The 21,955-nt window shown below is 69.6% G+C and carries 20 protein-coding genes; 6 read left to right on the top strand and 14 right to left on the bottom strand.

Features of this window, described 5'->3' with window-relative positions; all coding sequences use genetic code 11:
- Positions 1-333: 333 nt before the first annotated feature.
- The 7 genes from rplS to ffh all read right to left on the bottom strand — a co-directional run bounded on the left by rplS (position 334) and on the right by ffh (position 6,098).
- Positions 334-750: a 50S ribosomal protein L19 gene (gene rplS, locus HEP73_RS15280; RefSeq protein ID WP_003470862.1), complete on the bottom strand. Its 417-nt coding sequence runs from the start codon at positions 748-750 to the stop codon at positions 334-336.
- A gap of 131 nt (positions 751-881) precedes the next feature.
- Positions 882-1,664 carry a tRNA (guanosine(37)-N1)-methyltransferase TrmD gene (gene trmD, locus HEP73_RS15285; RefSeq protein WP_179570853.1) on the bottom strand — a complete coding sequence of 261 codons (783 nt, stop codon included), beginning with the start codon at positions 1,662-1,664 and terminating at the stop codon, positions 882-884.
- A gap of 80 nt (positions 1,665-1,744) precedes the next feature.
- Positions 1,745-2,257: a ribosome maturation factor RimM gene (gene rimM, locus HEP73_RS15290; protein WP_185813458.1), complete on the bottom strand. Its 513-nt coding sequence runs from the start codon at positions 2,255-2,257 to the stop codon at positions 1,745-1,747.
- A gap of 43 nt (positions 2,258-2,300) precedes the next feature.
- Positions 2,301-2,558 (bottom strand): 30S ribosomal protein S16, encoded by a 258-nt coding sequence (rpsP, locus tag HEP73_RS15295; RefSeq protein WP_185820627.1) that lies wholly within the window; start codon positions 2,556-2,558, stop codon positions 2,301-2,303.
- A gap of 96 nt (positions 2,559-2,654) precedes the next feature.
- On the bottom strand, positions 2,655-3,455 hold the full coding sequence (locus tag HEP73_RS15300) for an aminotransferase class IV family protein (protein ID WP_185820628.1): 801 nt from the start codon (positions 3,453-3,455) through the stop codon (positions 2,655-2,657).
- A complete protein-coding gene (locus HEP73_RS15305; protein WP_185820629.1) occupies positions 3,452-4,522 on the bottom strand; it encodes an NAD(P)H-dependent flavin oxidoreductase in 1,071 nt (356 codons plus the stop codon). The genes HEP73_RS15300 and HEP73_RS15305 overlap by 4 nt, the downstream gene beginning before the upstream one ends.
- Before the next feature lie 187 nt (positions 4,523-4,709).
- Complete coding sequence (gene ffh, locus HEP73_RS15310) at positions 4,710-6,098, bottom strand: signal recognition particle protein (RefSeq protein ID WP_104558908.1); 1,389 nt, start codon at positions 6,096-6,098, stop codon at positions 4,710-4,712.
- Positions 6,099-6,353: 255 nt separating this feature from the next.
- On the opposite strand from ffh, the gene HEP73_RS15315 reads away from it, so the two are divergent.
- Positions 6,354-7,148 (top strand): cytochrome C assembly family protein, encoded by a 795-nt coding sequence (locus tag HEP73_RS15315; protein WP_185820630.1) that lies wholly within the window; start codon positions 6,354-6,356, stop codon positions 7,146-7,148.
- A gap of 161 nt (positions 7,149-7,309) precedes the next feature.
- Here the strand turns inward: HEP73_RS15315 and HEP73_RS15320 are convergent, their stop codons facing one another.
- Positions 7,310-8,362 (bottom strand): aldose epimerase family protein, encoded by a 1,053-nt coding sequence (locus HEP73_RS15320; protein WP_185820631.1) that lies wholly within the window; start codon positions 8,360-8,362, stop codon positions 7,310-7,312.
- A gap of 619 nt (positions 8,363-8,981) precedes the next feature.
- Here HEP73_RS15320 and HEP73_RS15325 point away from each other — a divergent pair.
- Positions 8,982-10,574 (top strand): alpha-N-arabinofuranosidase, encoded by a 1,593-nt coding sequence (locus tag HEP73_RS15325; protein ID WP_255423518.1) that lies wholly within the window; start codon positions 8,982-8,984, stop codon positions 10,572-10,574.
- A gap of 85 nt (positions 10,575-10,659) precedes the next feature.
- Here HEP73_RS15325 and HEP73_RS15330 read toward each other — a convergent pair whose 3' ends face one another.
- Both HEP73_RS15330 and fusA read right to left on the bottom strand, forming a co-directional pair.
- A complete protein-coding gene (locus HEP73_RS15330) occupies positions 10,660-11,133 on the bottom strand; it encodes a YqhG/Tai3 family protein (RefSeq protein ID WP_185820632.1) in 474 nt (157 codons plus the stop codon).
- Between the two features lie 128 nt (positions 11,134-11,261).
- Positions 11,262-13,325 carry an elongation factor G gene (gene fusA / locus HEP73_RS15335; protein ID WP_185820633.1) on the bottom strand — a complete coding sequence of 688 codons (2,064 nt, stop codon included), beginning with the start codon at positions 13,323-13,325 and terminating at the stop codon, positions 11,262-11,264.
- 566 nt (positions 13,326-13,891) lie between these two features.
- Between fusA and HEP73_RS15340 the strand changes: the two genes are divergently transcribed.
- Together HEP73_RS15340 and HEP73_RS15345 are read left to right on the top strand one after the other, a co-directional pair.
- Positions 13,892-15,028, top strand: a complete 1,137-nt coding sequence (locus tag HEP73_RS15340; RefSeq protein WP_185820634.1) for a DJ-1/PfpI family protein — start codon at positions 13,892-13,894, stop codon at positions 15,026-15,028.
- A 169-nt stretch (positions 15,029-15,197) separates the two neighbouring features.
- Positions 15,198-16,187: a GlxA family transcriptional regulator gene (locus HEP73_RS15345; RefSeq protein WP_255423519.1), complete on the top strand. Its 990-nt coding sequence runs from the start codon at positions 15,198-15,200 to the stop codon at positions 16,185-16,187.
- A gap of 52 nt (positions 16,188-16,239) precedes the next feature.
- Here HEP73_RS15345 and HEP73_RS15350 read toward each other — a convergent pair whose 3' ends face one another.
- Positions 16,240-17,403 carry a dipeptidase gene (locus HEP73_RS15350; protein ID WP_185820636.1) on the bottom strand — a complete coding sequence of 388 codons (1,164 nt, stop codon included), beginning with the start codon at positions 17,401-17,403 and terminating at the stop codon, positions 16,240-16,242.
- Positions 17,404-17,624: 221 nt separating this feature from the next.
- On the opposite strand from HEP73_RS15350, the gene HEP73_RS15355 reads away from it, so the two are divergent.
- Complete coding sequence (locus HEP73_RS15355; RefSeq protein WP_185820637.1) at positions 17,625-18,893, top strand: cation:proton antiporter; 1,269 nt, start codon at positions 17,625-17,627, stop codon at positions 18,891-18,893.
- A 21-nt stretch (positions 18,894-18,914) separates the two neighbouring features.
- Here the strand turns inward: HEP73_RS15355 and HEP73_RS15360 are convergent, their stop codons facing one another.
- On the bottom strand, positions 18,915-19,847 hold the full coding sequence (locus HEP73_RS15360; protein WP_185820638.1) for a LysR family transcriptional regulator: 933 nt from the start codon (positions 19,845-19,847) through the stop codon (positions 18,915-18,917).
- A gap of 140 nt (positions 19,848-19,987) precedes the next feature.
- Between HEP73_RS15360 and HEP73_RS15365 the strand changes: the two genes are divergently transcribed.
- Positions 19,988-20,254, top strand: a complete 267-nt coding sequence (locus HEP73_RS15365) for a DUF2798 domain-containing protein (RefSeq protein WP_185820639.1) — start codon at positions 19,988-19,990, stop codon at positions 20,252-20,254.
- A gap of 97 nt (positions 20,255-20,351) precedes the next feature.
- Here HEP73_RS15365 and HEP73_RS15370 read toward each other — a convergent pair whose 3' ends face one another.
- Positions 20,352-21,071: a hypothetical protein gene (locus tag HEP73_RS15370; protein ID WP_185820640.1), complete on the bottom strand. Its 720-nt coding sequence runs from the start codon at positions 21,069-21,071 to the stop codon at positions 20,352-20,354.
- Positions 21,072-21,169: 98 nt separating this feature from the next.
- Positions 21,170-21,790 carry a glutathione S-transferase family protein gene (locus HEP73_RS15375; RefSeq protein ID WP_185820641.1) on the bottom strand — a complete coding sequence of 207 codons (621 nt, stop codon included), beginning with the start codon at positions 21,788-21,790 and terminating at the stop codon, positions 21,170-21,172.
- Positions 21,791-21,955 lie beyond the last annotated feature (165 nt).

Raw genomic sequence — 21,955 nt, forward strand, 5'->3', positions numbered from 1 at the left:
CTCCCAAACGCGATCTCACTTCGCCTCGACCGAAGCGGCATCGAGGGAACGCAGCGGGGACTGAAGCCGCGGACGCTCTGGCCGCGCGGATGGGCCACGGCTTGGCTCGGTCGCGGTTGAAACCGCTGCTACAGGGTCTTGCGGCGAGCTGTCTGGTGCACTGTAGGAGGGGCTTCAGCCCCGACCGGAACCTCCAGCCCACATCATGCCCAGCGCAAGCCCGGCACATCAGGCGCAGCGGCGCAGCCACCGCGAAATCACGGCATCCGGCCCCACAAACGCAAACGGCCGCCCGAAGGCGGCCGTCGCGGCAGCGACCGAAGTCGCTGGGGATTACTCGGCCTTGGCGGCGGCCGCAGCGGCCTGACGCGCGACCTTGGCCTGCGCAGCGGCGGCCAGATCTTCCTTGATGCGGGCGGCCTTGCCTTCCAGGCCACGCAGGTAGTACAGCTTGCCGGCGCGGACCTTGCCGCGGCGCTTCACTTCGACCGAGTCGATGATGGCACTGTGGCTCTGGAACACACGCTCCACGCCGAAGCCGTGGGAGATCTTGCGCACGGTGAACGAGGAGTTCAGGCCGGCGTTCTTGGTGCCGATCACCACGCCTTCGTAGGCCTGGACGCGCTCGCGGTTGCCTTCCTTCACCTTGACGTTGACGACGATGGTGTCGCCCTGGTTGAACTCCGGCAGCTTGCGCTGGATCTGGGCGGCTTCGAAGTCGGCCAGGATGGTCTTGTTGAGCTTGCTCATGGTGGGCACCGCTTGTGTCTGGTGAGGTGGTCCGGCAGTCGCCGCACGGCGATTGCGCGATATACGGATGGGCCAAGCGCAGATGGCTAGGCCGGAAAGCCGGGCATTTTAACCCAGTCGCGCCGCCATGGCTAGGGCTTGGATGGATTTTCCTGCACGGGGGCCGGATCGGCCTGCAGGCCCTGGCGGAATTCTTCCAGCAGGCGGCGGTCGGCCGCGCTCAGCGCCGCTTCGTCCAGCAGGTCCGGGCGCCGCAGCCAGGTCCGGCCCAGCGCCTGCATGCGCCGCCAGCGCGCGATCGCGGCATGGTTGCCGGAGCGCAGGATGGCCGGCACCTCGCCCAGCGCGTGTTCGCGCGGATGGGTGTAGTGCGGGCAGTCGAGCAGGCCGTCTGGGCCTTCGAAACTGTCCTGCGCGGCGGACTCGGCATCGTTCAGCGCGCCCTCCTGCAGCCGGGTGACCGCATCGACCAGCACCGCCGCGGCCAGTTCGCCGCCGGACAGCACGTAGTCGCCGATCGAGATCTCCTCGTCCACCGCGGCGGCAACGAAGCGCTCGTCCACCCCCTCGTAGCGTCCGCACAGCAGCACCAGCCGCGGCAGCGCCGCCAGTTGGCGGGCCTTGGCCTGGGTCAGCGGCGCGCCCTGCGGGCTCAGGTAGATCACCGGGGCCGGTTGCGGGTCGGCCTCGCGCACCGCCTGCAGGCAGGCCTGCAGCGGCTCGATCATCATCACCATGCCCGGGCCGCCGCCGAACGGACGGTCGTCCACCTTGCGGTAGCCGCCCGTGGCGTAGTCGCGCGGATTCCAGCCATGCAGCGCCAGCAGCGCGCGCTCCTGCGCACGCCCGACCACGCCGAACGCGGCGCACTGGGCGACGAACTCGGGGAACAGGCTGATGACGTCGATGCGCATTGGGGCGGGGATTGGGGAGTCGGGATTGGGGATTGGTCAGAGCAACTGCGCCACAGCAGGCGCATGCGCGCCTGCCTCGCTCAGAACTCGGGGTCCCAGTCGACCACGATCAGGTTGGCGTCGAAATCCACCGACTTGACGTAGTCCGGCTGCACGAACGGCAGCAGCCGCTCGCGGTCGCCGCGCACCACCAGCACGTCGTTGGCGCCGTTGGAGAACAGGTGCGAGACCTGGCCCAGGGCCACGCCGTCGACGGTGCGCACGTCCAGGCCTTCCAGGTCCACCCAGTAGTATTCGTCGGGCTTGGGCGGCGGCAGGGTATCGCGCGCCACGTAGATCTCGGTGCCGCGCAGCGCCTCGACCGCATCGCGATCGGTGACGTCGGGCAAGGTGACCACCAGATGCTTGCTGGATTCGCGGCCGCGCACGCCGCTGAGGCTGCTTTCGCTGCCATCGGGCTTGCGCACGATCCAGGGCTGGTAGCGAAAAATGGCGAGGCGCGGCTCGGTCCACGACTCGAGCTTGGCCTCGCCACGTACGCCGAAGGCGCCCAGGATCCTGCCCAGCAGGATACGGCGCTGGCTGTCTTTCATAGGTGCAAAAACCGAAGGGCCGCGCCAGGCGCGGCCCGCAGGATCAGGCCGCGGCGGCCTGGATCTTAGCTTCGCGGTACAGGTTGCGCACCTTGTCGGTCAGCTGCGCGCCGTTGGACACCCAATGGTCCACGCGCGGCAGGTCGAGCACGATACGCGGCTCGGCGCCCTGCGCGACCGGGTTGTAGTAGCCCAGGCGCTCGATGTTGCGGCCGTCGCGCGCGCTGCGCACGTCGGTGACGATGATGTGGTAGAAGGGGCGCTTCTTGGCGCCGCCACGGGTAAGGCGAATCTTGACCATGGTGAGTTTTCCGGTGTTGCCCAGTCGCCAGGATGGCGCGGTGAGCCGGAGATTATAGCGGGCGGGCGGAACGCTGCCAAGTCGCCCCCAGATCGGTCAGATCGCTTGCCAGGCTTGCGTCTCGACGGCCGTGTTCAGTATTCGCAACAGCTCTGTGGCCGGCCCCAGCGCCTGCCCGTCCACCGCGGCGATGGCCTGCTGGCCGCGCGCGTTGCAGGCGAAGGCGGCGGCACACCCGGCCAGTTCGCGCAGATGCAGCGGGCGCACCTGCTGGGCGATGCCGAGCGCGGCCAGTCCGGCCTGCAGCAGCCGCTCCTGGGTGCCGCGCAGGGCCGGCGCCTGCGGCCATACCACGCCCTGCCCGTCCCAGGCGCCCAGGTTCCAGATCGAGCCCTCGGCGATCAGGCCCTGCGCATCGACGAACAGCGCATCGTCGAAGCCGGCCTGCAAGGCTAGCCGGCGCTGGTGGAACAAGGCGAAGGTGCCGGCGTGCTTGATCTGCGGCAGCTCGCGCGCGAACATCGCGCTGCGCAGCCGCAACGGCGTGGCGCCCGCCTGCGCGGGCGCGGCCAGCGACACCAGCAGTTGCGGCGTGCAGGCCGCATCGGCGCGGCGGAAATCGAAGTCGCGGGCGAACACGCTGGCGCGCAGCGACGCATCGTCGCTGCCGAATGCCTGCAGCGCCGCGCGCAGCTCGGCGCGGATCCGGTCGGCCGGCAGTTCGCTGCCGAACAGCGTGCGTGTGCCCTCATCGAGCCGCTGCAGGTGCAGGTCGAAACCGCGCACCGCGCCGTCGCGTACCTGCATCGTGCTGAAGTGGCCGTAGTTGACCAGCGCCGGCGCGGCCAAGACGTCCGCGCTCGCCGGCCGCCCTTCGCAGAACAGCCTCGCGCTCACAGCAGCGCCTGCGCCTGGTCCCACCAGCTGTCGAGCAGCGTCGCCGCCGGCTGCGCCGGCGCCATCCACGCCGACTGCCCGGCCCAGGCCTGCATCGCCGCCAGGCGGCCTTCGCGCACCGCGGCCTGGCGCATCGGCGCGGTCAGCCCGCGCTGCACCGGGTAGGGTCGCGGCGGCGGCGCTGTCGACTCGGCGGCAGCGCGTACGTAGTCGGTGGCCAGCGCGCGGCCGAGGCGGCCGGAAAACGCACGGGTCGGCACGGTCTGTTCCGGCTCGGCGCGCGCCAGCGCCTCGGCCCAGGCCGGCGCCAGCGCCGCCTCGGGGGTGCGCAGGAAGGCGGTGCCGATCTGTACCGCGCTGGCCCCCAGGGTCAGTGCTGCAGCGATGCCGCGGCCATCGGCGATGCCGCCGGCGGCGATCACCGGCACGTCCAAGTGATCGGTCAGCCGCGGCAGCAACGCGAACAACCCGGTCAGCTGCTGCTCGGCGCGCGACGCATCGAACGCGCCGCGGTGGCCGCCGGCCTCCGCGCCCTGCGCGACCACCGCGTCGGCACCGGCCGCCTGCGCCGCCAGCGCCTCGTCCAGCGTGGTGGCGCAGGCGAACCAGGCGATGCCGGCCCGCTTCAGCTGCGCGACGAAGGCGGGTGGGAACAGGCCCATGATCGAGGACGCCACCGCCGGACGCGCGTCCAGCAGCGCGGCGCATTGCGCGTCGAAATCGGCTGGACCGGCATCGCCGGCGGCCGCCTCGACCGGCGGCCCCCACTGCGCAAGGAATGCGCGCGTGGCCGCCTCGGCCGCGGCATCGCGCAGCGGCGGCGGATCGGGCACCCACAGGTTGACCTGCGCCGGTCCATTGGTGTCGCGCCGAAACGCGTCCATCCAGGTGCCGATGTCCGCGACCGAGGACAACACCGCGCCCATCGCGCCCATGCCGCCGGCCTGCGCGACCGCCACCGACAGCGGCACCGGGCAGGCGCCGGCCATCGGCGCCAGCAGGATCGGTGTGCGCAGGCCGAAGCGGGTGCAGAACGCGGTCACGCGGTGTTGCAGCGAATCGTTCATGGCGGGTCGATACTGCGCGTGGCGGATGGCGCCGCGGATGATATCGCCAGTTTCGGCGCAGCGGCTGCGGCGTGCAGCAGGCACTGGATGCGAGGATGAGGCTGCATTGGATTGGATGGCGAGGTGGCTTCGCCCCTACCCTCACCCCAACCCCTCTCCCGGGGGGAGAGGGGCTTAGGGTAGCGGATCAGCGGAACGGCAGGCCGCCGCGGCCGCCCATGCCGCCCATGCCGCCCATCATGCCCTTCATGCCGCGCATCAGGCCCTTCATGCCGCCGCCGGCCATCTTCGACATCATCTTTTCCATCTGCTGGTACTGCTTCATCAGCTTGTTGACGTCGGCCGGCTGGGTGCCGGAGCCGCGCGCGATGCGGGCGCGGCGCGAGCCATTGAGCAGGGTCGGATTGCGCCGTTCCTTCTTGGTCATCGAACCGATGATCGCGATCATCCGCGGCACGTCCTTGTTGCCGGCGACCTGCTGCTTGAGGTGCTCGGGGATCTGGCCCATGCCCGGCAGCTTGTCCATCAGCCCGGAAATGCCGCCCATGTTCTGCATCTGCTCGAGCTGGTCGCGCATGTCGTTGAGGTCGAACTTCTTGCCCTTGGCGACCTTCTCGGCCAGCTTCTGCGCCTTGTCCTTGTCGACCTGGTGCTCGACCTGCTCGACCAGCGACAGCACGTCGCCCATGTCCAGGATGCGGCTGGCCAGGCGGTCGGGATGGAACACGTCCAGGCCGTCGGGCTTCTCGCCCACGCCGATGAACTTGATCGGCTTGCCGGTGATGTAGCGCACGCTCAGCGCGGCGCCGCCGCGGGCGTCGCCGTCGGTCTTGGTCAGCACCACGCCGGTCAGCGGCAGCGCTTCGCTGAACGCCTTGGCGGTGTTGGCCGCGTCCTGGCCGGTCATCGCATCGACCACGAACAGGGTTTCGGCCGGGTTGATCGCGGCGTGCAGCGCCTTGATCTCGGTCATCATCGCTTCATCGATGGCGAGGCGGCCGGCAGTGTCGACCAACAGCACGTCGACGAAGGACTTGCGCGCGTCGGCGATCGCGGCGCGGACGATGTCCACCGGTTGCTGCGAGGCCTCGGACGGGAAGAACAGCACCCCGACCTGCTCGGCCAGGGTCTTCAGCTGCTCGATCGCGGCCGGGCGGTAGACGTCGGCCGAGACCACCATCACCTTCTTCTTGCGCTTTTCCTTCAGGTGCTTGGCCAGCTTGCCGACCGTGGTGGTCTTGCCCGCGCCCTGCAGGCCGGCCATCAGCACGATCGCCGGCGCCGGCACGTTGAGGTTGAGGTCGCTGGCGGCCGAACCCATCACCGTGGTCAGCTCGTCGCGCACGACCTTGATCAGCGCCTGGCCCGGGGTCAGGCTCTTGAGCACTTCCTGGCCGACTGCGCGCACCTTGATGCGCTCGATCAGGGCCTGCACCACCGGCAGCGCGACGTCGGCCTCGAGCAGCGCGATACGCACTTCGCGGGTGGCTTCGCGGATGTTCTCCTCGGTCAGGCGGCCGCGGCCGCGCAGGCGCTGCATGGTGCCGGAGAGGCGTTGGGTGAGGGATTCGAACATGCGGGCGGGTCGCAGACGGGAAACGGTCGTCGATTATAGCCGCGCCGGCCGGCGATCCCGGAGCCGGCCCCGGCGCGGGTCCGAAGCCGCGTAGGCAGACCGGCGCCCGCCCTGGCGTCGCTGCCTACCGGCTTGCTCTTGGTGCCGCCGATGCCGCAGCCGCATGGCGTGCTGTCGTGGGCGCGGCGCGAACGGGGGCGTCCGACCGACCGGGGCGCCGCCACGAGCGCAGGCCCGATATGCGAAACTGGCGCGATGTTCTTCATCCTCGTCGCGACCCTGCTGTACCTGACCGCCACCGGCCTGCTGGTCGGCTCGGTGGTGCGCGACCGGGTCGAGCGCAGCCGCGCCTGGCTGTGGGCGGCGCTGCCGGCGGTGGCGCTGCATGCGGGCTACCACGTGCAGGTGGCGCTGCACACCGCCGGCGGGCCGGACATGCACTTCTTCGCCGCGCTGTCGCTGGTCAGCCTGGGCATGGCGCTGATGACCGCGCTGGTCGGCGCCAGCGGGCGCATGGCGGCGCTGGGCGTGGTGGTGTTCCCGCTGTCGGCGGCGCTGCTGCTGGCCTACCACTCGCACGGCCACGAGCCGGCGCCGGTCCTGGACTGGCGGCTGCAGCTGCACGCATGGATGGCGCTGCTGGCCTATGCCACGCTGGGCATCGCCGCGCTACTGGCGGTGATGCTGTGGCTGCAGGAGCGCGCGCTGCGGCGTCGCGACTTCCATCCGTGGCTGCGCGCGCTGCCGCCGCTCACCGCGCTGGAGACGCTGCTGTTTCGCACCATCGTGGTCGGCTTCATCCTGCTGACCCTGACCCTGCTGACCGGGGTGCTGTTCGTGCAGGATTTCCTGGCGCAGCGGCTGGTGCAGAAGACCGTGCTCAGCGTGCTGTCGTGGATCGTGTTCGGCGCGCTGCTGTTCGGCCGCTGGCGCTACGGCTGGCGCGGGATCAAGGCGGTGCACTGGACCCTGGCGGCGATGCTGTTGCTGCTGCTGGCGTTCTTCGGCAGCAAGTTCGTCATCGAACTGGTGCTTGGGCATCCGCAGTAGCGGCTGCGCGTCGGCATTGGGATGTCAGTGCATCCCGTGTAGGAGCGGCTTCAGCCGCGACCCCGGCGCCGAGGAAATGTCGGCTGCGGAAACGGTCTGTCGCGGCTGAAGCCGCTCCTACAGGAAGCGCGATCGCTGCTGGCAGCGATCCACATCGCATCTCAATCGGCCAATGCCGCCTCCACCGCGGCCCAATCGGCATTCGCGCCGACCTCGGCGAAGCGGTATTCGATGCGGTGCCGGTAGACCTGGCCGGGACGCAGGATGGTGTCGGGAAAGCCCGGCTGGTTCGGCGCATCCGGATAGCCCTGCGGCTCCAGGCACACGCCGCGGCCCAGGCCCGGATGCTGGCGGTCCAGCCAGTGCCCTTCGTACAGTTGCAACGCCGGCATCGCGCTGGCGATGCGCATGGCCACGCCGCTGTGCGGCGAATACAGGATGGCGCTGCAGTCGCGCGGATCGGCCAGCACCAGGCAATGGTCGTAGCCGCCGCTCAGGCGCAGCTGCGGATCGGCCGCGCCGTTCTTGTCGCCAATCGCGCGCGGGCTGCGGAAGTCGAACGGCGTGCCGGCCAAGGCGGCGACCTCGCCGGTCGGCAGCAACGCCGCGTCGGCCACCGGCAGGTAGCGGTCGGCCGGCACCCGCAGCCACTGCGCGGCGGCCGCCACGCCGGCATCGCCGGCCAGGTTGAAGTACGGATGATGGGTGAGATTGAGCGGGGTCGGCGCATCGGTCTGCGCAGCGAACTGCAGTTCCAGCGTGCGCCCGTGCACGCTGAACTCGGCGCTGACCTGCACGTTGCCCGGATAGCCTTCCTCGCCGGCCGGCGAGTCGTAGCGCAGCTGCAGGCCGCGTTCGGACTGCGCCTGCACCGACCACACCCGGCGCCCGAATCCGCTCGCGCCACCATGCAGATGATTGGCGCCTTCGTTGGCGGTGACCGCGTAGCGCTGCCCGTCCACGCTGAACGCCGAGCCGGCGATGCGGTTGCCGAAGCGGCCGACCAGCACGCCGAGATACGCCGGGTCGTGCAGGTACGCGTCCAGCGTCGGCAGCCCGAGGACCAGTTCGGTGCGGCCGCGCGCGGTGTCCAGGCTGAGGCTGCGCAGCAGGCCGCCGTAGGTCAGCACTTCCGCGCGCAAGCCGGCGCCGCTGTCCAGGAGCACACGTTGGATGGCGGTACCGTCGGGAAGCTGGCCGAAGATCGATGACATGCGGGGTCCTTGTTGGGCGCGTGCGGAGTCCACGCGTGCCGCGCAGCATAACCAGCACGGCCGGCCGCAGGCCATCGCTACGCACGTTGGTGCATCGATGCACCACGCCGCGCGCTTGCAACCGCGATCTCGCGGCACTGCAAGGCGCGTGCGATGCCGCAGTCCACGCATGCGATCTGCGGCATCGCATCATTGCAATCCCCATATCGCTACGCCGATTTAAATCATTGGTCCGCTATAGGTCGCTCGCCTATCCTCGATGCGCGCATCGGGGAGCGCATCGGCAATGCACGACGCCGGACAGCCGCACCAGCAATGCGAATCGGCTATAGCAGCGAGGATTTAAGTGATTGGTCGCAACCTGCCGGCCTGCCTATGCTCGAACAGCGGCCCGGGACCCGCTGCCGTGCCGCCGCACCGTCACCGGTCACAAGGATTGCGATCTGCACCGATACCTCCGCCATCGTGCCGCGCCCTGCCAGCAGCCACCGTCGTTGTTCGCTACGCGTACGCCAGGCCCCGTTGTCCCACTGCATGCGCCGCACGCGGCGAGTGCCGCCCTTCACCGACAAGGCGTCCTTGCGGGGAACCGCCGCCCCAACCACCCAGGAGACCCACGATGCTCTCGACCCGCTCACTGAAGAACGCCGCGCTGCGCTGGCGGCGACGCCTGCCGCTGGCCGCCGCCGCGGCCGCGCTGACATTCGGCGCCGGCCTGGCGCAGGCCGCCGACGTCGCGGTGCGCGGCACGCTGCATGCCGACCAGCCGGGCGCGCTGGTCTCGCGCAACCTGTTCGGCCAGTTCGCCGAACACCTGGGCAACGGCATCTACGGCGGCGTGTGGGTCGGGCCGGATTCGAAGATCCCCAACACCCGCGGCTACCGCAACGACGTGGTCGCGGCGCTGAAGGCGCTGGACGTGCCCAACATCCGCTGGCCCGGCGGCTGCTTCGCCGACGAATACCACTGGCGCGACGGCATCGGCCCGCGCGCCAAGCGCCCGACCAGCATCAACACGCACTGGGGCGGCGTCGAGGAACCCAACAGCTTCGGCACCCATGAGTTCATGGACTTCACCGAGCTGCTCGGCACCCAGGCCTATGTGGCCGGCAACGTCGGCGACGCCGCGCCGGACGAGATGGCGCAATGGGTCGAGTACATGACCGCGCCGACCAAGTCCACGCTGGCCAACCAGCGCCGCAGCAACGGCCGCGAGGCGCCGTGGAAGGTGCCGTACTTCGGTGTCGGCAACGAGCTGTGGGGCTGCGGCGGCAACATGCGCGTGGAATACGCCGCCGACGTGTATCGCCGCTACCAGACCTTCGTCAAGGCGCCGGCCGACCAGAAGATCATGAAGATCGCGCCCGGCCCCAACGAGGGCGATTATCACTGGACCGAGGTGATGATGCGCGAGGCCACCAAACACATGGACGGCATGAGCCTGCACTACTACACCGTCCCCGGCGGCTGGCCACCGCGCGCCTCGTCCACCGATTTCGACGAGAACGCGTGGATCGAGACGCTGTCGCGCACGCTGGTGATGGACGAGCTGATCAGCAAGCACAGCGCGATCATGGACAAGTACGACCCGGGCAAGAAGGTCGCGCTGGTGGTGGACGAGTGGGGCACCTGGTATGGCGGCCTGCCCAACGTCAATCCGGGCTTCCTGCACCAGCAGAACACGCTGCGCGACGCGCTGGTGGCCTCGCTCAACCTGGACATCTTCGTCCAGCACGCCGACCGCGTGCGCATGGCCAACATCGCGCAGATGATCAACGTGCTGCAGGCGATGATCCTGACCGACGGCGACAAGATGCTGCTGACCCCGACCTACCACGTGTTCGCGATGTACAAGCCGTACCAGGACGCGACCGCGCTGCCGCTGCAGATCAAGGCGCCCGACTACAAGCACGGCGAATACACGGTGCCGTCGGTGCACGGCTCGGCGGTCAAGGCGAAGGATGGCCACGTCTACGTGGCGCTGACCAACCTGGACCCGAACCGCGCTGCGGAGGTGGTGGTGAGCGTGGACGGCGTACAGGCCAGCGGCGTCAGCGGACAGATCCTCACCGCGCCGAAGATCACCTCGCTCAACACCTTCGAACAGCCGCAGGCGGTGAAGCCCGCCGCATTCGGCGGCGCCAGCCTGCAGGGCGGCACGCTGAAGGTGGCGCTGCCGGCGAAGGCGATCGTGATGCTGAAGCTGCAATAGTCGCGGACGCCTTCGCGCCTACCCTCCCGCTGCAGGGCGCGAGCAGGTCGTCCGAACCACGCCGGCGCAGGTCGGCGTGGTTTTTTTATTCCTGCGGCTCTGACAACCGCGCGAACAGCGAGTCGCCGTCCGGCGAGATCAGGTCGCTGACCGCCCAGCAGCCGTTGCCGCGGCGCTGCAGTTCGATCTTCACGCTGCCGGACTGCTTGCGCGCCGCATCGATGGCCAGCCGATAGTCCACCCGCACTTCCAACACCGTCGCCAAGGAGCCGCCGGACACCAGGGTGAAACGCGGCGTGCCCTCGATGTCGCCGTCCTGCGCATCGGTCCACGGGTCGTAGTCCAGGCGACAGATGCCTTCGCGCTCGGCACAGGCGAGCTCGCTCTTGATCGCATGCGCGAAGGACGGCGTCAGCAGCCCGTCCAGGTTCTGCGGCCGCCGATAGAAATCGCGCGCCTGGTACAGCCGCTGCGCCACCTGCAGCGGCGTCGCGCACGGCGGCGCCTGCGCCGCGGCGAGCGCAGGCAGGAAGGCAAGGATGGCAACGAATCGACGCATGCGCGGCTCCGGTATCGGGGGCGCCTATGAAGCCCGGATCGCGGCGTGCGCGCAAGCGCCGGGCAAAAAAAGAGGAGCCGGCGAACCGGCTCCTCGACTTCGTACAGTACCTCTCGCAGGCGGGCGATCTATGCCGCCCTGACCGCCTCGTAGCCGTCGAAGGTCATGCTCGCCGACGCGCGCCCCTGGGTCAGCGAGCGCAACGCGGTGGTGTAGGCCTGCAGTTGCGCCAGCGGCGCCTGCGCCACCACGTCGGCGCGGGTGCCGCGCTCGGCGATCGCCACGACGCGTCCTTCGCGCCGCTGCAGATCGCCGAGCACGTCGCCGACGCTGGCGGCCGGGGTATCGATCGCCAAGGCCATCACCGGCTCCAGCAGCAGCGTGCCGGCCTGCGCCAGCGCCGCCTTCACCGCTTCCGACGCCGCACGCTGGAACGCCATGTCCGACGAATCCACCGCATGCGCCTGGCCATCGACCAGCACCACCTCCACGCCCACCACCGGGTAGCCGCGCGGACCTTGCGCCAGTGCCGCACGCACGCCCTTCTCGGTCGCGGCGACGAACGCCTTCGGCACCACGCCGCCGCGGCTGCGGTCGGCGAAGACGACCTGCCCGTCCGTGCGCGGCACCAGGTCCAGCACCACCTGCGCGAACTGGCCATGGCCGCCGTTCTGCTTGGACAGCCGCCCGACCACGCCCAGCGCCGCGGCGCGCAGCGTTTCCTGGTAGGCCACGCGCGGCGCGCCGGTACGCACGTCCACCTGCCACTCGCTGCGCAGGCGCTCCACCATCACCTCCAGGTGCAGCTCGCCCATGCCCCAGACCAGGGTTTCGCCGGTCTCGGCATCGCTGTCGACGCGGAACGAGGGATCTTCCTGCGCCAGCCGCGCCAGTCCCTGCCCCATCCGCACCAACTCCGCGGCATTGGCCGCGCCCAGCCGCCACGCCAGCACCGGCGGCTGGGTGCGGATGCTTTCCAGCACCCAGCGCTGATCGCCGTCGCTGAGCGTCTCGCCGCTGGCCGCGTCCTTCCAGCCGAGGATCGCCACGATCTCGCCGGCACAGGCCTGCGCCACGTCGTGGGTGCGCTGCGCCTGCACCACCGCCAGCCGCCCGACCCGGCGCAAGCGCCGCGCCTGCGACGTCCACACCATGTCGCCGACGCGCAAGGTGCCCGCATACACGCGCACGAAGGCCAGCGGCCCCTGTGCGGTATGCGCGACCTTGAACACCAGCGCCGCCAACGGGCCGGACGGATCCGGCGCCAGTTGCGCAGCGAGCGCCATGCCGGTGCCGCCGACGTCGTCCGCGTCGCGCGTCGCCGGCACCGGCGGGCGGTCCAGCGGCGACGGCAGCCAGTCGACGATCGCGTCCAGCAACGGCTCGATGCCCTTGCTCTTGAACGCCGAGCCTGCCAGCACCGGCACGCCGGCGCCGGCCAGGGTGGCGCGGCGCAGCGCGGCGCGCAGCGTGTCGTCGTCGATGGCCCGCTCTTCCAGATAGGCCTGCGCCAGCGCGTCGTCGTGCTCGGCCACCGCGGCGACCAGCCGCTCGCGCGCCTCGGCGAACGCGGCGGCATCGTCCGTGTTCCATGCGCGCGCGGCCATGCGTCCGTCGCCGTCCCATGCGAGCACGCGGCGGCCGACCAGGTCGACCCAGCCGTCGAAGCCGGAATCGCCCGGCAGCGGCACGCCGACCGCCCACACCGTGGCGTCGAGCTTGCTGCGCAGCTGCGCCAGCACGCCATCGAACGAGGCGCCGGCGCGGTCCATCTTGTTGACGAACGCGACCAGCGGCACGCCGTGCCGGCGCGCCTGGCGCCACACGGTTTCCGATTGCGGCTGCACGCCGTCGACCGCGGAGAACACCGCGACCGCGCCGTCGAGCACGCGCAGCGAGCGTTCCACCTCGATCGCGAAATCGATGTGCCCGGGGGTGTCGATCAGGGTGAGCCGATGCGCCGGTTGCCCGCGCGGCGCCCACTGCGCCTGCACCGCGGCCGCGCCGATGGTGATGCCGCGGGCGCGTTCGATGTCGGAGAAGTCGGTGGTTGCGGCGCCGTCGTGGACTTCGCCGACGCGATGGATCGCGCCGGTGGCCCACAGCAGGCGTTCGGTGAGGGTGGTCTTGCCGGCGTCGATGTGGGCGATGATGCCGAGGTTGCGCCAGCGGGAAAGGGTTTGGGTGTTCATGAGATGGGTTCCGCATTGCCAACACTGGGGAAGCCGCATGCCCCGGTTGGCGACTGGGCATGCGGCTAGGTTTTCGGTTCGGCGGCGTAGTGCATGGCACGTTCTCCTTCGCGTTTTCGGAGGTGGGACAGATGGAAAAAAGGCAATAAAAAAGCACCCATCGGGTGCTTGTCTGCGGCGGATCGGCGGCGGCGGAGCGCTACGGCTCGGCTCGGTCCATCCCGTCAGGCAGGCGCACCCGGCCTGCGCTGATGCGCAGGGCGTCGGTCGGCAATATCAGCAGCGGTGCGTGCGGCATGGGAGGGCGGGCGATACGGTGTGATGAGGGCGCAAGTCTGGACCTGCGCCGCTGGCGGGTCAATGCATTCGGCGCCACGCCGCTGGAACAGTCCGGCGCGGCGCGTGCAACGACGCGACTGGGCCGCTTGCCAGCGTTGTCGCGGAAGCGGACGCGAAGGAGTTTGCGGACGCTCATTTCCCCTCTTGGCAGAAAATGAAGGAAGATCGACCTTTGAGCCACGCGTGAATCCCGAGAGAGTGGGATCCCAACCACACCGGATTCCACCATGTCGCAATATCCCCGCTTCCTCTCGCGCATCGCCCTTGTCAGCGTCGCCGGCCTCTTCGCGGCGTGTGGGTCGGTTGCCGCCGCCGGTTCTGCGGCGACAGCGCAGCCAGCGAATGCCCAGGTGACGGGCTTGCCGATCATCCACGTCCGCAAGCATCCGGATGCGCTGCCCGTGGTGGTCGTGGTCGCCCAGGACAAGACCGTGCTGTCGGACTTCGTCGTGCCATACGGCGTACTCGCGCAATCCGGCGCGGCAAAGGTGATCGCCCTGAACATGACCAACCGCCCGCTGAAGGCTGGCCCGCTCACGCTGTTGCCCGACATGACCGTCGCCGCGTTCGACAAGGCCTACCCCGATGGTGCCGACTACGTGATCGTACCGGCGACGGCGGACAAGCATGCCGAGGAAACGACCTGGTTGCGGGCGCAACGCGCGCACGGCGCCGCGTTGGTGTCGATTTGCGACGGCGTCGAGCTGCTGGCGGAGATCGGCGCGCTCGACGGTCGCCGCGCCACGGGCCACTGGGCTTCGCTGCAGGATCGTCGGAAGCATTACCGGCAGGTCACCTGGCTGACGAACCTGCGCTATGTGGCCGATGGCGATGTCGCCTCGAGCGCCGGCGTCTCTGCCGCACTGCCGATCAGCCTTGCGCTGGTCGAGACGATCGCGGGGCCGCAAGCGGCGCGCGCGACCGCCGACCGCCTGGGCGTTGCGTCATGGGAAGCCGCGCATGACAGCGACATGTTCAAGGTTCTGCCGACGGACGAAGCAACGCACCGCGCCAACATGCACGTCAAGCACGAAGATGTGGTGGCGATACAGGTGCAAGACGGTGACGATGAGGTGGCGCTGTCGCTGCACGCCGAGGCATGGTCGCGCACGATGCGCAACGAAGTACGCGCTGTCTCCGACACGGCCGGCCCGGTACGGCTGCGCGGCGGCCTGCGCGTGCAGACACAGGCGACATCGTCCTTGACTGCGGACGTGCGCATCGTAGTGGCCGAGGCCGCCCCTGCCGGCACGGCGCTTCCTGCCGCTTTCGATCTGATCGCCCAGCGCTATGGCAGCGGCACCGCGCGCCTGTCCGCACTCGGCATGGAATATCCGTGGGACGACCTGAAGGCGGCACAGTGACATGCACAGTTCACTCCCTCGGCGTTATCCAGTCCAGGGCACAGGGTGGCCACATGCCGCGACCGGACGCTAGCCCATGACGTCTTTGCCAGCTCAAGGTGTTCCAGCTTCCATAGATGGAAAACCCATCCGCAGCGATCGCGCGGGACAGCCGCCAGGACCGCTGCGGGTGGTGCTTCTGGCCTATGACGGGATGAACCTGCTTGATCTCGCTGGTCCGTTGCAGGCGCTGACCACGGCAAACCGGAGCGCGGAATCGGGGGCACCGGCACGCTATGACACGCTCGTGGCATCGGCACGGGGCGGCCCGATCGTCACCGGGTCGGGGTTGCCGGTGGTCACCGTCGCGGTTTCGGCGCTGGCGAACGTCGCGATCGACACGCTGATCGCACCGGGCGGCTGTGCGGGCGAGGAGTTCGAGGTCACGCCCGCGTTGCGCGATTTCATCGCCGCGCGCGCCGGATCGGTACGCAGGCTCTGTTCCGTCTGTACCGGCGCGTTCCTTCTGGCAGCCGCCGGCCAGCTCGATGGCCGGCGCGTGGCGACGCACTGGGCCTGGCTCGACAAATTGAAGCGCCGGCATCCGCAACTGGAGGTCGATCCGGACAGCATCTTCATCCAGGACGGCAATCTATGGACCTCGGCCGGGGTGAGCTCGGGCATCGATCTCGCACTGGCACTGATAGAGCAGGATTATGGCCCGCGCGTCGCGATCGATGCTGCCAGACACCTGGTGGTCTTCATGAAGCGCGCAGGCGGGCAATCGCAGTTCAGCGTGCCGCTGGCGGCGCAGACGCGGGATCATGCCTTCGTCGAGCTGCACGCGTGGATGGCGGCGAATCTGGGCGCGGACCTGTCGGTCCCGCAGCTCGCCGAGCGTGCAAACATGGCGCCGCGAACCTTCGCGCGCATCTATGCGGCCAAGGTGGGGCGCACCCCTGCCAAGACGGTCGAGTTGATGCGGCTAGAGGCGGCCTGCCGCGCGCTGGAGGAAACCGGGCTGCCCTTGAAGCGCATCGCCTTGCACGTGGGCTATGGCGACGAACAGCAGCTGCGCCGCGCGTTTCAGCGCCAGTTCGGCACCAATCCAGGCACGCATCGCTCGCGCTTTTCAACGCACCTCGCAGGCGCCGAAACGGAGGAAACGCGGCAGCCTTGAGGAACGATGAGCGCGAGCGCGAAAGTCTGGAACACGGATATGCCTGCGCGCGTCAGGCCGCCCAGATCTCGCCGAACACCCGATCGAAGTTCAGCCCCAGCACCTTCTCGGTCACCCGCGCGCTGTAACCGTGGCGCAGCAGGCCATCGGCGACGCGTTCGAGCTTGCGCACGCTGTTGACGTCGGGCAGGTACGGGGTGCGGTTCTCGCCGGGCGCGCCGACGCCGTCGTGGCGGCGCTGCTGCATCAGCGTGTCCATCTCGCGAATGTCCTGCTCGGTGACCGGGAAGAACATCGAATCGGTGCCGATGCCGACGTGGTCCTCGCCGCACACGTCCAGCGCATGCCGCATGTGCCGCAGATAATCGGCCAGCTGCGGCTGGCGGCTGTCCTCGGTCAGGAACGGCAGCATGTAGATGCCCATCACCCCGCCCTTGTCGGCCAACGCGCGCATGTCGCGGTCGAGCTTGTTGCGCGGATGCGCGAACACCGCGCTGCAGCCGGCATGGGTGAACACCGGCGGACGCTGCGACAGCGCGATGCCGTCGCGGGTGGTCTGCGCGTTGGCATGGCTCAGGTCCAGCGCCACGCCGAGCCGGTTCATGCGCGCGATCGCCTCGCGCCCGAGCGCGGTGACGCCGCCGGCATCGCCGTCCAGGCAGCCGGTGCCGAACGGCGAGGCACGGTTGTAGGACAGTTGCATCACGCGCACGCCGAGCTGGCGGAACAGATCGATGCGCTCGGGCTTGTCCTCCAGCATCGCCGCCGATTCGAAGGAGAAGATCAGCGCGATCCGGCCCTCGCGCTTGGCCCGCTGCAGGTCCTCGTGCCGTAGCACTTTCAGGAAGTGCTGCGGATAGGTTTCGACCAGCGCCTGCGCCGCGGCGATGTCCTTCACCGCCTCCTCGAAGTCGCCATCGGCGCCACCCAGCGTGGTCTTCAGCGCGGTCACGCCGGAATCGCGCAACTGGCGTATGCGCTCGGCGCTGTCGCCTTCGCCGGCTAGCTGGCCGATCGAGGCCAGGGTGTTGGCGTCGAGCACCAGGGCGCGGCGATACAGCGCCGCGGCGTCGCTTGCGTCCGCGCCGTTGCCGGCCGTGTCCTTCGCCTTCGGTGCCACGGCGCCATTCGCCGCCGCCGTAGCGGGCAGCAGCCCGGCAAGCAGCGCGCTGCCGGAAAGGCCCAGCCATTGCCGCCGCGTCCATGCTTCGCTCATCGCTTTCTCTCCCGCTGCAATCAAGTGGTAACGCGCCCAGCGGCCGCCAACGGCCACGCGCGCCGCCCCGCATAGCACTGCATCCGGCGCGCGGCGGTCAGTGCCGAAAGTACCGTCGGCGCTTTGCCGCACCGTCAGGCGCGCATGGCGGGCGGCCGGCTTGCGTGGATTTCTCCGCGCCGCGCTCCTATCATCCGCCGACATATCAGGGATGCGTGCCGATGACCACACCGCAGATGTCCGTCTATTTCTTTCTGCAGGCGGCGGCGATCCTGCTGATCTGCCGACTGGTCGGCCTGTTGGCCAGGCGCGTGGGCCAGCCGCAGGTGGTGGGCGAGATGATCGCCGGCGTGGCGCTGGGGCCGTCGCTGTTCGGCTGGCTGCTGCCGGACGTGCAGCAGGCGCTGTTCCCCAAGCAGACCCTGGACATGCTGTACGTGGTCGCGCAGTTCGGCGTGGGCCTGTACATGTTCCTGGTCGGCACCGACTTCCGCGGCGACCATTTCCGCGCGCGCTACCGCAGCGCGATGAGCGTGTCGCTGGCCGGCATCGCGGTGCCGTTCGTGCTCGCGTTCGCGCTGGTGCCGTGGCTGCTGCATACCCCGGGCCTGTTCTCGGCCAAGGCCAAGACCCTGGAAGCCTCGCTGTTCCTGGGCGCGGCCATCGCCATCACCGCGTTCCCGATGCTGGCGCGGATCATCCACGAGCGCGGCCTCACCGGCAGTTCGCTGGGCACGCTGGCGCTCACCGCCGGCGCGGTGGACGACGCTGCGGCTTGGTGCATCCTGGCCATCGTGCTGGCCAGCTTCGGCGGCAGCTGGAACAGCGCCTACCTGGCGATCGGCGGCGGCGTGGGCTACGCGCTGTTCATGATGCTGGTCGGCCGCCATTGGCTGCGCCGCCTGGCCGATCACGTGCGTCCCGACCAGCCGCTCAGCGCCAGCGTGCTGGCGGTGGTGCTGATGCTGTTCTGCACGAGCGCCTGGGCGATGGACGCGATCGGCATCCACGCGGTGTTCGGCGGTTTCCTGCTCGGCGCCTGCCTGCCCAAGGGCGCGCTGACCGAGAAGCTGCGCGAGCAGTTGCAGCCGTTCGTGGTGGTGTTCCTGCTGCCGATGTTCTTCACCTTCTCCGGGCTCAAGACCCAGCTCAGCGTGCTGCTGGATCCGCAGATCCTGATCGCCGCGGTGGCGATCCTGCTCGCCTCGTTCCTGGGCAAGGGCATCGCCTGCTGGGCCGCGGCGCGCGCCAGCGGCGAGAACAACCGCGACGCGATGGCGATCGGCGCGCTGATGAACGCGCGCGGGCTGATGGAGCTGATCATCATCAACATCGGCCTGCAGGCCGGGGTCATCGAGCAGGGTCTGTTCTCGATCCTGGTGCTGATGGCGATCGTCTCCACGCTGATGGCCACGCCGCTGTTCAACTGGGTGATGCGCCGCGCCGCCGCGCGCGAGGCGGCGCCGGCGGTAGCCGGCGGCAGGCCGTAACGCGCGGCCTGTCGTGCGGGTCTAGGCCTGCGCCACGCGCCACGCCGGCGGCAGGCCAGCGACGAGGTGTTCCTGCAGGGCGCGCACCTTCGGGGTGAAATCGCGGCGGTCGGCCACGCACAGGTACAGCCGCATCGGTTCGGGCGCGGCGTCGGCTGCACCGGCGGCGGCGTCTTCGAACAAGGCGCGCAACGCGCCGCGCTGCAGGTATGGCTGCGCCACGAACGCAGCCAGCCGGGTGATGCCGCCACCGGCCGCGGCCATGGCGGCGAGCGCGTCGATATCGTCGCCGACCAGCGCCGGCGCCACCTCGACATCGAAGCGCAGCCCGTCGCGGACGAAGCCCCAGCGCAGGTAGCGTCCATCCACCGCCCAGCGCAGCAACAGGCAGGCGTGATCCTTCAACTGCTCCGGCGTCGCCGGCGTGCCGGCACGCGCCAGATACTCCGGCGCCGCGCAGAACACGAACGGCACCGCAGCGATGCACCGTGCGACCAGGCCATCCTGCAATTGCGGCTCGATGCGGATGCTGACGTCCACCCCTTCCTGCGCGTGGTCCACGCGATGATCGGCGCTCAGCAGTTCGATCGACAGGCGCGGATGCCGCACCGCCAGCGCCGGCAGCAGCGGCGCCAGCACATGCCGGCCGAACGCGGCGGTGCTGGCGATGCGCAACCGCCCTTCCGGCTCGGCCTGCGGATCGGCCACCGATTGCCGCGCGCGCTCCAGATCCAGTTCCACCCGCCGCACCTGCTGCAGGTACAGCGCGCCGCGCTCGGTCAGCGCCAGGCTGCGCGTGCTGCGGTTGAGCAGGCGCACGCCCAGGTGCGCTTCCAGCCGCGCGATGTTCTGGCTCACCGCCGCCGCGCTCACGCCCAAGGTCTTGGCGCCGCCGGCGACGCTGCCGGCCTCCACGGTATGGATGAAGCTGCGGATGGACTGAAGAAGGTTCACTGGCAACAGCTATACGCGATGCATTCGTAAGTTGCAGTTTACAAAGTCGCAAGCCGCCCTCGCCTACTGACGCTGCGATCGGCTTGCTAACGTGCCGCCTCCCGCGCCGTCAGGCCGCAACGACCACCGAGGCATCGCCCATGCAGGATTTCGATATCGCCGCGCCACGCCGCCTGAAACTGGGCGTGCGCACCACGCCGTTCGTGTTCGCCTTCTACATGGCCGCGATCATGGCCATGCTGATGTGCCTGGTGATCACCGCGGCCAATGCCGGTCTCGGCGAGGACTATCTGCAGCGCGTGCTGGGCGCGTATCGGCTGGCGATGCCGACCGCGTTCTGCTGCATCCTGGTGGTACGGCCGCTGGTGATGCGGCTGGTGGCGGCGACGGTGCATGTGCCGCGTTGAGGGTTTTGGGCGCTACCGCGTGTGATGCAGCGATGGTGGCGATGGGCTCCCTGTCGCGGCTGAAGCCGCTCCTACAGGTGCATGTTGAATCGCCGGCTCACAGCGGCGTCAGCCGCCACAGCCCATAGGGATTGGCGAACAGGTCGCCGGGCTGGAACTGGGCGCTGGGTTCGGCGTCGAGCCGGTAGCGCGGCGCATCCTCGGTGACGGCGAAGGTGTGGCCCTCGCGCATCGCCGGCGCTTCGGTGAACAGGTACCAGGTGAAGGTGTGCAGCAGCGCGACCGGGTCGTCTGCCGCCTGCGCATCAACGATCGCGTCTTTCATGCCGAAATGGTGCATGCCGCAGGAATGCACCTGCTCGCCGGTGAGGTTCAACACGTATGCACGATGGGCGCTGAAAAAGCCCAGGTCCGCGCACAGCTGGCGCCACGCTCCCGGACCGTGCGCGACGCCGCTGCTCTCGACCTTCACGCCCAGACCGCCGGCGTCCAGCAGCGCCGCGGCCGCCAGCATCATCGCCTCGGCGCGCGCCCTGGAACCGCCATCGCCGATCAGGTACACGACCGAGGCATGCGCATCGATGCGCGCCATGTCGTCGGAATCGAGCCAGTGCGGCCCGGCGGCAGCGAACGCGTCCGCCATGCGTGGGTCGCGCGGCTCGTATTGCAGTTCGAAGGCGTCGCCGCTTTCCATGTGCAGCAGGACCTGCCCGGCAAACAGGTAACCGCCGCTGTCGCGGACGATGCGCGCGAGCAGATCCGAGCGGTCCTGCCACGGGCCGGGAATGCACAACACGATTTTCGGGGTTTCGATCAAGGTGGCGGCTCCTTGCCGTCAGGTAGCGGATACGCGCGAGCGGAATGGCCGCTGCAGCGAAACGGGCGCGGCAACGCTGGCCGCAGGCCACACCATACTCAGGTCAGCGGCGTCATCACGCCCTTGCGGTAGGCCGGACGCTGTTGCAGGCGGGAGTACCAGTCCTGCAGATGCGGCAGCGCCGGTCGTTCGATCGGCATCTCGAACCAGGCGTAGGCGAAGCTGCCCAGCGGGATGTCGCCCATCGCGAACTGCGCGCCCGACAGCCACGGCTGCTGCGCCAGCGCCGCATCGGCCATGCCCAGCAATTCGCCCGAACGCGCCAGCGCCGCGGCGATCCTGGCTGCGTCGCGCGCTTCGGGCGCGGTGCGCAGCGTGCCCCAGAAAAGATCGCGGAACGGGCCGGCGAAGGTCGACGTGGTCCAGTCCATCCACTTGTCGCCACGCGCGCGTTCGGCCGGATCCTGCGGATACAGCGTGTCCGGCGCATAGCGCGCGGCCAGGTAGCGCACGATGGCGTTAGATTCCCACAGCGCCAGGCCGTTGTCCTCGATCGCCGGCACCAGGCCGTTGGGATTCAATGCGCGGTAGGCCGGATCGGCGGTCTTGCCGAACGCGCCGCCGACCTCGATCGACTCATAGGCCACGCCGATTTCCTCGGCGCACCACAGCACCTTGCGCACGTTGCTCGAATTGTGTCGGCCCCAGATCTTCAGCATGGCAGCGCTCCTGTCGCGAGCGCCAATTCTATGCCGCCGCATCCGCAGCTGCGACGCCGATGCGTGCGATGCGACCGTCGTGCCGCCGCCGCAATGGCGCGGATTCAGTCTTGCCGGTTCGGTGCGGCACCCACGCAATCCCCGCCATCGGCATGCGCGGGCGCC

The organism is Xanthomonas sp. GW, assembly GCF_014236815.1.
Taxonomy (GTDB): Bacteria; Pseudomonadota; Gammaproteobacteria; order Xanthomonadales; family Xanthomonadaceae; genus Xanthomonas_A.